Below are 10218 nucleotides of genomic sequence, written 5' to 3' on the forward strand. Positions count from 1 at the left end.
GTCGAGATCGTCGCCGCCTCCCCCGCTGAGTCGGTGCTGAACACCGAAGACCGTGAGCAGGACTCCGGCGATGATCGCCACGGCTGCGACCAGCACGAGCCAGAGCGGAGCGCCATTGCTCCGGTCGCCGGACTCCTCCGTCGCCGACGGGGCGGCAACCTTCGGCGCGCGCGCAGCCTTGGGAGTCGCGATGGTCTTGGCAGGCGGCGCCACGGGCGGCGCGACCTGCTGCCTCGCCGCCTTCTTGGCCGCGGCCTTCCGCGACGGAACCTTGGGGGCCGGCGGCCTCTTGGCCGGTGCTGCGGGCTTGCTCTCCCCCGCGATCCGGCGACGGCGGGTGGGTCCGGTCGAGTCGCTCATTCGGCACCGCCTTCGGTTGCGCTGGGGCTCGCCGACGGGTCCGGCGTGGCGACGGCCTCGACGGGGGCGACGCTCTCGAAGTTCGAGATCAGCCACTTCCCGTCGGTCTTCTCGAACGAGAGCTTCCAGCGGAAGTGCCGGAGCACCTCGGCGTCGTTGTCGGTGTTGGTGATCTTGGCGTCGACCGCGACGATCGCGACGGCGGAGTCCTGGTCGATGCTCTCGACCGCGGTGCCGAGCACCTTGGCGCCGCCACTCTTCTGCTTCTTGGACTCCAACGCCTTGAACACCGCGTCGGTGACCTGCGTGAACTGCTTGTTGTAGGCCGGCGTGAGCAGACCCTTGAGTCGCTTCTGGTAGTCCGCGAGGTCGACGACGTCGTACGTGTTGTAGGCCACCGCGAAGTCGTTGGCCCGGGAGGTCACGGCATTGCGGTCCTTGGAGTCACCGTCGCTCCCGGACGGATCCAGGACGAGCAGGATGCCACCAACAGCCGAGAGCACCACGCCGATTGCCGTGGCGACTACCAGGAGAGCGATGACTCGAGAGCGGCCGGACCCTTGGGTCACGGTTGGGCCGGGTCGAGCAGAAGCCACTTCCAGGAGTCCTTTCCAGCGGGTACGGGGGCGTCCGACTCCGATGCGGCTGACCGCTTGAGCACGGTCTTGGACGGCTGCCGTGCGATGTGGTTGTCCTCGACCTTACAGTCCAGGTTCGTATCGAAGGCACGGTCACTGATGACCGCCTCCTCCCGGCGCTCGCGATAGCCCGACGCAGCCCCATGATTCTGGTCATAGGTGCAGGTCGGGGGCGGGGGATTCCCACCCGAGAGAACCAGGCCGAACGTCGCGTTGTAGTCGTCGGTGCCGGGCACCTTGTCGAGCACGGAGAACGAGCCCTCGAGCAGGTAGGGGTAGAGGATGAAGATCGCCTGGAGGCCGAGCACGTTCTCCGACAGCGGCTTGTTGGCCGTGACGAGGTCACGAATCGCGTTGCCGAGGTCCGCGGAGTTCTCGTTGACGACCGCGTTCAGCGTCTTCGCGCTGTCGCTTCCCTCGTCGAACAACCGGCGCAGGTCCGGGTCCGCCTCGACCAGGCTGTCGGACAGCAGCGCGAGGTTCTTGGAGAACGTGTCCAGCTCGCCCTGCTTGTCGATCTGCGTCTGCAGGACCGACGACGAGTTGTTGATCAGGGCGCGGGTCACCTCGATGTTGTCGTCAGCGGCCTGGATGAACTCCGATGACGTGTCGAGGATCGTCCCGAGGTCCTGGCCCGTGCCCTCGAATGCCTGGCCCAGCTCGTCGACCATGGTGCGCAGGCTGTCGGTGTTGACCGACGAGACCAAGTTGTCGATGTCGACCAGCAGCGTCGTGGTGTCGATCGGGATGCGGGTGTTCCTGAGTGCGATCGACGAACCACCGTGCAGGTAGGGCGCGGAGTTGGTCCGCGGCTGCAGGTCGACGAACTGCTCACCGATCGCCGACTTGTTGGCCACGACCGCGAGCACGTCCGCAGGGATCTTGGGGGCGTCGTCCTCGATGTCGAGCCTCGCATTGACCCCGTTGTCCTTGAACTCGAGCTTGCCGACCTTGCCCACCGGGATGCCGCGGTAGGTCACCTGGGCGCCCGAAAAGATGCCGCCGGAGTCCTTGAACTGGGCCGACACCGGGAAGGTGCGGTCCACCACGAGCCGGTCGACCTGCGCATAGCGGCCACCGACGAACGCTCCGCCCAGCACCGTGACGATCGCGAAGATCACCAGCTGGATCTTGGTGAGCCTGGAGATCATGGTGCCACCACCGGTTCCACGAGAATTCGTTCGAGATCGCTCTGCGAAGCGCTGGCAACCGCCGTGCGACACGTGCCCAGCAGGGAGCAGATGCCGCCGCTGCTCGGTGTCGGCGTGGCACTGGGTGTGGGCTCGGACGCTCCATCCGTCTCCTCCGGCGTCAGGCCGGGGAGACCCGAGCCGCCCGACTCCGGAACCAGGCCGGTGACCAGGTCGACCAGGCCCTGGGTGGGATCTGCCGATGTCCCGGCGCCGGTGGGCTCGCCTGCGGTGTCGCCGAGCCCGGCCTGGGCCGCATAGCCGTCCAGGATGGTCTGCAGCTGGTTGGCACCGATGTCGATGCCGAGCGAGAGGTTGGAGAAGTCGCCGAAGCACACGCCTTCCTTGAGCGCCGGCGAGCCGTCCTTGCACTTGCCGGAGGCCGCGGCATATGTGTTGCCCACGAAGCCGTCGGAGAACGGGTAGGTCAGCAGGGCCTTGGTCCCGTAGGCCAGGTCGTCGCCGGCCTTGGCGAGGTTGGTGAGCGTCGGCACGAGCGCGCGGAGGTTGGCGACCGTGTCGGCCTTCGAGTCACGGATCACACCCGTGGCGACATCGCTGAGCCTCGACAGCGACTCGAGCAGCTTCACGAGGTCGTCGCGCTGGTCGTTGACAACCCGCAGCGCATCCGGGAGGTCGTCGAGTGCACCCGTGATCGCGGCCTTCTGGTCGTTCGTCGCGACCGCGAGCCGGTTGATCTTCTCGAGCGAGGTCAGCAGAGCGGCCTTGTTGTTGTCGAGCTGCGTGATGAACGACGTCGTGGAACCGATCAGCTCCTTGATCTCGGGCTCGTTGCCGCCGAGCGCATCGTTGAGCTCCCTGACGATCGTGTTGGTCTTCTCGAGCCCACCACCGTTGAACAGCAGTGACGCGGCGCCGAGGACCTCTTCGATCTCGGGGTTGCGGCTCGAGCGGTCCAACGGGATCGTGTCGCCGTCGCTGAGCTTGCCCACAGCACCGGTCTTCGGCGCCGCGAGCGAGACGAACTTCTCGCCCAGGAGGCTGGTCTGGCGAATCGTGGCCTCGGCGTTGTCGGGCAGCTTGGAGTCACCGTTGACCTTGATCGTGACGACCGCCGTCCAGCCGGTGAGCTTGACGTCGGTGACCTTGCCGACGGCGATGTCGTTGACCCGGACCGCGCTCTGCGGGACCAGGTCGAGCACGTCGCGGAACTGCACCTTGACGGTGTAGGGGTCGCTGCCCAGGTCTGCGCCGCCGGGCAGCGGGAGCTTGTAGGGCGAGAAGCCGCAGCCGCTGACGAGCAGTGCCATGGCGCTGGCGATCACGCCGGTGCGAAGAAGTCTCATGTTCATGTCACTTCACCGCCAGCATGTCGGCGAGGGACTCGTTGACCCGGTCGGGTTCAACGGGCGCGGACGAAGCGGCTGCCGTACGCGGCTGGACATCGGGGATGAGGTCGGTCAGCGTCTTGCACGCGCCGTCCTGCACGGACTCGCCGAGCAGGTTGCAGACGAACGTCTTGGGATCCGTCGCCGAACCGAACAGCAGCTCGGGAAGGTCGTTCCTGGTGTCGAGGCTTCCGGACGTGCCGTTGTAGGCGAGTGCGACGTTGGTCAGCGCGGTCGGCCCGTTGATGGTCGTCTCCTCGAGCTCGGCCTGGTGCTTGGCCAGCAGCGCCGCGAGCGACGCGATGTTGTCGACGTTGCTGCGGAGCTTGCCGCGGTTCTCCTTGACCAGGGAGTTGACGTCGACGAGCGCCAGGCTGAGCTGTTTGAGCGTCTCCTTGAGGTCGTCGCGCTCACCGGCCAGCACCGTCGACACCTGAGCGGTGCTGTCGTTGAACGAGCGGACCGCCTCGTCGTTGGTCTTGAGCAGGCTCACGAACTCCTCCACCTCGCGAAGGCTGCCGAACAGCTCTTCCTTGTTGTTGGAGAGCGTCGTGCTGAGCTTGCCGAAGTTGTGGATCGTCTCGTTGAGCTGCGCGCCCTGGCCGTCGAGCTGGGCGGCGGTGCCGTCGATGAGGTTGCTGAGCGACCCCTCCTTGTTGGCCCCCTCCGGCCCCAGGGCGACCGAGAGATCGTCGAGCGACTGATAGATCTGGTCGAGCTCGACCGGTACGGCGGTGCGCTGGACCGGCAGGTAGGCGTTGTTCTTGAGCATCGCTCCCGACCCGTCGTACGCCGGGGCGAGCTGGATGAACCGGTCACCGACGATCGACGGTGAGACCACGACGGCCTTGACATCGTCGGGCAGCCTGACGTCGCCCTTGTAGGAGACCTTCGCGCGTACGACATCGCCGCGCGGCGTCAGGCTCACGACCTCACCGACCGGCACGCCGAGGATCTTGACGTCGGAGCCCTTGTAGACCGAGTTGGTCTGCTCGAAGTCGATCGTGATGTAGCGCTTGCCGTCGCCGTTGTTGACGACGAGCGCCACCGCGGCGAGGAGAGCGAGCACGACGAATGCCGTCAGCACCTTGGAGATGCCGGCAAACCGCTGCGCCAATCCAGATGGACTCATCAGTTGCCCCCTCCCTGTAGTGCGTCCTCGATCTGCGCACGGAGGCCTGCACCTGAGGCAGTACCGCCGAGATAGGTGTCGAACCACGGACCGGTGCCGAGCGGGTTGGAGAACACCCGGAGGAATCCGGGGTACGTCCGCAACGCCTCGTCGAGGCTCGCCTCGTTCTTGCGCAACATCGTGGTCACGACATCGAGCTGGTTGAGCGCCGGCTTGAGGTCCGAACGGGTGTCCTTGACCAGGCCGCGCAGCTCCTTCGAGATCGTCTGCGTGGACACGAGGAGTCGATGGATCGAGTCGCGCCGCTCACTGATCGCCTGGAACAGCACGTCGGAGTCCTTGAACAGGGTGACGAGCTCGGTGTTGCGCGAGTTGAGGACACCCGAGACCTTCTTGAGGTTGACCAGCAGCGTGTTGATCTGGTCGTCGCGGGCCGCCAGGTTGCGGGACAGCTCGGAGACGCCCTTGATGGCCCCGCGGAACTCCTCCGGCGTGCTCGATGAGACTTCGGCGAGGGTGTCCAGCGCCTTGGACAGCTGCGGGACGTCGATCTGGTCGGTGGTCTTGCTGAGGTCGGAGAACGCCTGCACGACGTCATAGGGCGCGATCGTGCGCTCGAGCGGGATGACGCTGCCCTTGGGCAGCTGTCCCGGCCCCTTGGGCGTCAGCGCGAGGAACTCGGCACCCAGCAGCGTACGGATGCGGATGTCAGCACCGGTCTCGGTGCCGAACTCGGTGCCCTTGTCGATCTTGAACGTGACGCGCACCTTGTTGCCCTTGAGCTCGATGCCCTGGACCTTGCCGACGGAGATCCCGGCGACCCGGACCTCATTGCCCGCCTTGAGGGCGCCCACCTCGGCGAAGTCGGCGTGATAGGTGTCGCCGCTGCCGATGATCGGCAGGCGGTCGGCGCGGAAGGCGCCCAGCATCATCAGCGCGATCACGGCGATGCCGATGACGCCGATGACGACGGGATTGCGCTCGCGGAAGGGCTTCATTGCGTGTACCCCGGCTGTTCACAACGTGGGCCGCCGGTATGGAGGCCTTCGGGGCCGCCCAGGTCGACCTTGGTCTCCGGCAGGATGCCGGCGATGGCGGGGATCGTGATGCTGCCCTTCAACTCACACAGGTAGAAGTTGAACTCGGCGCCACTCGATGCCGCGTTGCCGATCTTCTGCAGCTTGATCGGCAGGATCTTGATCGAGTTCTCAATCGTGTTGAGGTTCTTCTTGGTGCTGAGGTTCTTGGTCAGCGAGTTGAGCTGCTTGATGTCCTCGCTCAGCGCCGGCCGACCCTGCACGAGCAGGTCGGCGGTCTCATCGCTCAGGTCAGAGATCGAGTCGACCGAGTTGAGGATCGCGTTGCGGTCGTCCTTGAGACCGGTCACGAACTGTTGCAGCGTGTCGATCGTCTCGGTGAGCTCCCGGTCACGGCTGCCGACCGTGTCGAGCACCTCGCTCAGGTTGGTGATGACGTCACCGATGAGCTGGTCCCGTCCTGCGAGCGTGTTGGTCAACGAGGACGTCCGGGCCAGCAGGTTCTCGATGTTGCCGCTCTCGCCCTGCAACGTCTGCACGATCTCGTACGCGAACTTGTTGGTGTCGTTGGGCGAGAGCGCCTGGAAGACCGGCTTGAAGCCGTTGAGCAGGACGTTGAGGTCCAACGCATCCTGTGTACGGCTCTCGGGAATCGTGCTGCCCGGCTTGAGTGTCGTCTTGGCGCCCTCGGAACCCTGCGCCAGGGCGATGTAGCGCTGCCCCACGAGGTTGCGGAACTTGATCGTCGCGTGAGTGTTGTCGGTCAACGGGACGTCCGAGTCGACGCCGAACGTCACGAGCGCCTTGTCACGCTTGACGATCTCGATCTTCTTGACCGAGCCGACGGCAACGCCGGCGATGCGGATGTCGTCACCCTTGGCCATACCGGTGACGTCGCCGAAGACCGCTTTGTACTCGTTGCGGTCGCCGAACGAGCCGTTGCTCAGCGTCAGCGCCAGGATCAGCGTCGAGATGCCGGTGAAGGCGAAGAAGAAGCCCAGCTTGACGAGGGCGCCCATGGACTCGCGGTCGATCTGCTTCATTTGAGCTCCACCGCCGTTCCACGCAGGACGGGGCTGATCAGCAGCGACCCGATGTCAGGGACGGTCGACGGCTGCATGCCGAGGCTGCCACCCAGCAGGATGTTGAGCTCGGCACGCTCGCTCTCGGAGTCGACCCCGGTGATGCTGGGCTGGACCAGGTCCTGCAGCGAGAGGCCCGACACCGCCGCGCGGTTGGCGTAGTCCGCGTCGGAGCCGAACTTGGCGTGCGACTTCTTGATGCCCACGAGCTTGTAGACGTCGGCGGGGATCTTGAACGGGTTGGCCTGCGAGGAGTACTTCTTCTCCTGGGCCGGGCCCTTGTTGATCTCGTTGAGGTCGAGGCAGGTGGGCGCGGCGGCGTTGTCGGCCCTGATGTCCTTGCCGCTCTTGGCGGGAGCGCCCGACGACGCGTCGTCGAACGTCTTCTGGGACACGCTGAGGTTCTCGTTGGCGTCGTAGGCGTCGGGCTGCGCGATGACCTCGATGTTGATGTGCAGCATGCCATCGCGGTAGGCGCTGTCGAGCCGGGGAACGATCGTGCGCATCGAGGCCAGGAAGCACGGGAACGTCGTGGAGTACTCGCCGACCGTCTCCAGGATCGGGCGACCCAGCTTGTTGAGCGCCTTGATGTTGTCTCCGTTGTCCTTGGTGAACGTCGTCAACGTGTCGGAAAGGCCCGTTGCCTCGTCGAAGAATGCCGTCAGCTGCGACTTCTTGGCGACGATCGTGTTGCCGGTCACGACGCTGTTGCGCAGCAGCCGGCCGAGCTCGGGCATCGCATCGGCATAGCCGTCGGACACCGTGCCGAGCTTGGTGAGGTCGTCGATCAGCTGAGGCACGTCCGGGTTGGTCTTCTGCAGGTAGCTGTTGGTCTGGACCAGGGTCTTGCCCAGCTGCTCGCCCCGGCCTTCGAGGGCCGTCGAGACGGCGCTCAACGTGTAGGACAGGCTGGCCGGGTCGACCGCGTCGAGCAAGGGGTAGAGGTCGTTGAGCAGCGTCTCGACCTCGATCGGCACGTCGGCCTTCGTGATCGTGTCACCCGCCTGCAGCGACTCGCCGCTCTCCTGCTCCGGCGGGATCAGCGCGACGTACTTCTCGCCGAACAGCGTCTTGGGGATGAGCTGCGCCGTCACACCCTTGGGGATGTCCTTGATGAGCTTGGGGTTCATCGCGAGCAGCAGCTTGACCCCGTCACCGTCGGGCTCGACCTCGCGGACCTCGCCCACGATCATGCCGCGCAGCTTGACGTCGGCGTTCTGCGGCAGGTTGACACCCGTCGTGGTGGTCTTGAGGGTCACTGCGTCGTAGTCGACGAACGCCTTGGTGAAGAACGCCCAGGTCACCCACAGGAAGAACAACATCAGCGCGATGAAGGCCGCGCCCAGCACCTTGAGGGTGCTGGACCGCTCGAGCACGGAGATACGAGCCATGGTTCAGCCCGCCAATCTCACGGTGACGTTGGTGCCCCAGATCGCCATGGAGGCAAGCAGGTCGACGACGTTGATCGCGACGATCGACGTACGTACGGCGAGTCCCACGGCGACACCCACACCGGCGGGTCCGCCGCTGGCGTAGTAGCCGTAGTAGCAGTGGATCAGGATCACGACGACCGCGAAGATCAGCACCTTGGCGAAGGACCACAACACGTCGGTCGGTGGCAGGAACGTGCCGAAGTAGTGGTCGTAGGTGCCCGCACTCTGCCCGTTGATCTGGGTGATCGTGAGTCTCGTGGCGAAGTAGGACGACAGCAGTCCGACGATGTAGAGCGGGACGACGGCGATGAGGCCGGCGATGACCCGCGTCGTCACCAGGAACGGCAGCGACGGGATCGCCATGACCTCGAGGGCGTCGACCTCTTCGCTGATCCGCATCGCGCCGAGCTGAGCGGTGAAGCCGCAGCCGACGGTCGCGGCGAGCGCGATGCCGGCGACGATCGGCGCGATCTCACGGGTGTTGAAGTAGGCGGAGACGAATCCGGTCAGCGCTGAGGTGCCGAGCTGGTCGAGCGCGGCATAGCCCTGGATCCCGACCTCGGTGCCGGTGAAGAAGCACATCGCCGTGATGACGCCCACCGTGCCGCCGATGACCGCCAGCGAGCCGGAGCCCAGCGCGACCTCGGCGAGGAGCCGCACGATCTCCTTGCCGTAGTGCTTGAGCGTGCGCGGGACCGAGGCGAAGACCCGGATGTAGAACAGCATCTGGCGACCGAGGTCGTCGAGCGAGTCGCTCATCCGGCCCGGCAGTCCGGCGATGGTGGACATGGCTGTCTTGTCAGACATCGTCACATCCCCTTCGGCGGCACGAGCTGGATGTAGATGGCCGAGATGAAGAAGTTGACGATGAACAGCAGGGTGAACGTGATGACGACGGCCTCGTTGACCGCGTCACCGACACCCTTGGGGCCACCCTTGGCGTTCATGCCCTTGTAGGACGCCACGATCGCCGCGAGGAAGCCGAAGATCAGGGCCTTGACCATCCCTTGATACATGTCGGGTAGCTGGGCCAGGGCGGTGAACGACGCCAGGTATGAGCCCGGCGTACCGTCCTGCAGCACGACGTTGAAGACGTAGCCTCCGGCAACGCCCACGACCGTGACGAGCCCGTTGAGGAAGACCGCGACCAGCATGCAGGCCAGGACGCGCGGCACGACGAGACGCTGGATCGGGTCGATGCCGAGCACCATCATGGCGTCGAGCTCTTCGCGGATGCGGCGCGCGCCGAAGTCAGCGGCGATCGCGGATCCGGCGGCGCCGGCGATCAGGAGTGCACAGGCGATGGGGCCGGCCTCACGGACGACCGCGAGGACGGCGGCCGAGCCCGTGAACGACTGGGCGCCGAACTGCTTGATGAGGCCACCGACCTGCAGCGCGATGACCGCACCGAAGGGGATGGCGACGAACGCCGTCGGGACGATCGTCACCTTGACGATGAACCACGACTGGAGCAGGAACTCCTTGAGCTGGAACGGGCGGCGGAACAACGCCACCACGACGTCCAGCATGAAGGCGAACAGATTGCCAGCAACCCTCGCGGGGCCGGCAACAACGGTAGCGCTCACGCAACACCGCCGGCAGCCAGCGGCATCTTCTCTCCGAAAGAACCGGCAGGGGCAGTGACTCCGTTGTCGCGGCACCAGGCCCCGGCCTCGCGCTGGGCGCGGCGGGGACGGCCGTCGGACGGCTCGAGCTGGAGCGGGACGGGCGGCAGCGGGGGCATCTCGATGCCCTGCTCCGCAGCGAGCTCGTCGGCGTCCTTCTCCTCGGACATGCCGATCGGGCCGACCGTCTGGGCGTTGAGGAACTGCGCCACGACGGGCTCGGACGACGTCAGCAGCATCTCGCGCGGGCCGAACATCGCCAGGTGGCGGTGGTAGAGCAGCCCGATGTTGTCGGGCACGGTGCGTGCGGTGTTGACGTCGTGCGTCACGATCAGGAATGTCGCATCGATCTGGGCGTTGAGGTCGATGAAC

General features: G+C 65.9%; 9 protein-coding genes and 2 pseudogenes. All 11 read right to left on the reverse strand.

Annotated features, from left to right (window positions below):
- A pseudogene (locus V6M46_RS07275) lies at positions 1–360 on the reverse strand (hypothetical protein); the annotation flags it as partial.
- Positions 357–866, reverse strand: coding sequence for a hypothetical protein (locus tag V6M46_RS07280; protein ID WP_332663337.1), 510 nt, complete (start codon positions 864–866; stop codon positions 357–359). The gene V6M46_RS07280 and the pseudogene V6M46_RS07275, both read right to left, overlap by 4 nt.
- Before the next feature lie 59 nt (positions 867–925).
- Positions 926–2149, reverse strand: a complete 1224-nt coding sequence (locus V6M46_RS07285) for an MlaD family protein (protein ID WP_332663339.1) — start codon at positions 2147–2149, stop codon at positions 926–928.
- The gene (locus tag V6M46_RS07290; protein ID WP_332663340.1) at positions 2146–3495 is read right to left on the reverse strand and encodes an MCE family protein; all 1350 of its coding nucleotides are present in this window, start codon (positions 3493–3495) and stop codon (positions 2146–2148) included. Before V6M46_RS07290 ends, V6M46_RS07285 begins: the two co-directional genes overlap by 4 nt.
- Before the next feature lie 7 nt (positions 3496–3502).
- Positions 3503–4669, reverse strand: a complete 1167-nt coding sequence (locus V6M46_RS07295) for an MCE family protein (protein WP_332663342.1) — start codon at positions 4667–4669, stop codon at positions 3503–3505.
- Positions 4669–5667: an MCE family protein gene (locus V6M46_RS07300; protein ID WP_332663343.1), complete on the reverse strand. Its 999-nt coding sequence runs from the start codon at positions 5665–5667 to the stop codon at positions 4669–4671. The genes V6M46_RS07295 and V6M46_RS07300 overlap by 1 nt, the downstream gene beginning before the upstream one ends.
- Positions 5664–6749, reverse strand: a complete 1086-nt coding sequence (locus V6M46_RS07305; RefSeq protein ID WP_332663345.1) for an MlaD family protein — start codon at positions 6747–6749, stop codon at positions 5664–5666. Before V6M46_RS07305 ends, V6M46_RS07300 begins: the two co-directional genes overlap by 4 nt.
- The gene (locus V6M46_RS07310) at positions 6746–8179 is read right to left on the reverse strand and encodes an MCE family protein (RefSeq protein ID WP_332663347.1); all 1434 of its coding nucleotides are present in this window, start codon (positions 8177–8179) and stop codon (positions 6746–6748) included. The genes V6M46_RS07305 and V6M46_RS07310 overlap by 4 nt, the downstream gene beginning before the upstream one ends.
- Positions 8180–8182: 3 nt before the next feature.
- Positions 8183–9028, reverse strand: a complete 846-nt coding sequence (locus V6M46_RS07315) for an MlaE family ABC transporter permease (RefSeq protein ID WP_442880470.1) — start codon at positions 9026–9028, stop codon at positions 8183–8185.
- 2 nt (positions 9029–9030) lie between these two features.
- Entirely contained in the window at positions 9031–9750 is a 720-nt protein-coding gene (locus V6M46_RS07320) for an MlaE family ABC transporter permease (RefSeq protein WP_332663351.1), read from the reverse strand.
- Between the two features lie 53 nt (positions 9751–9803).
- Positions 9804–10218: pseudogene (locus V6M46_RS07325) on the reverse strand (ABC transporter ATP-binding protein); the annotation flags it as partial.

The sequence above is a fragment of the Aeromicrobium sp. genome, from assembly GCF_036676885.1.
In the GTDB taxonomy this organism is placed as follows: domain Bacteria; phylum Actinomycetota; class Actinomycetes; order Propionibacteriales; family Nocardioidaceae; genus Aeromicrobium.

Excerpts from the sequence above, each read along its gene's own strand:
- V6M46_RS07290 (WP_332663340.1), bottom strand. The coding sequence starts at position 3,495 with ATGAGACTTCTTCGCACCGGCGTGATCGCCAGCGCCATGGCACTGCTC.
- V6M46_RS07295 (WP_332663342.1), bottom strand. The coding sequence starts at position 4,669 with ATGAGTCCATCTGGATTGGCGCAGCGGTTTGCCGGCATCTCCAAGGTG.
- V6M46_RS07305 (WP_332663345.1), bottom strand. The coding sequence starts at position 6,749 with ATGAAGCAGATCGACCGCGAGTCCATGGGCGCCCTCGTCAAGCTGGGC.
- V6M46_RS07320 (WP_332663351.1), bottom strand. The coding sequence starts at position 9,750 with ATGCTGGACGTCGTGGTGGCGTTGTTCCGCCGCCCGTTCCAGCTCAAG.
- V6M46_RS07285 (WP_332663339.1), bottom strand. The coding sequence starts at position 2,149 with ATGATCTCCAGGCTCACCAAGATCCAGCTGGTGATCTTCGCGATCGTC.
- V6M46_RS07315 (WP_442880470.1), bottom strand. The coding sequence starts at position 9,028 with ATGTCTGACAAGACAGCCATGTCCACCATCGCCGGACTGCCGGGCCGG.
- V6M46_RS07310 (WP_332663347.1), bottom strand. The coding sequence starts at position 8,179 with ATGGCTCGTATCTCCGTGCTCGAGCGGTCCAGCACCCTCAAGGTGCTG.
- V6M46_RS07300 (WP_332663343.1), bottom strand. The coding sequence starts at position 5,667 with ATGAAGCCCTTCCGCGAGCGCAATCCCGTCGTCATCGGCGTCATCGGC.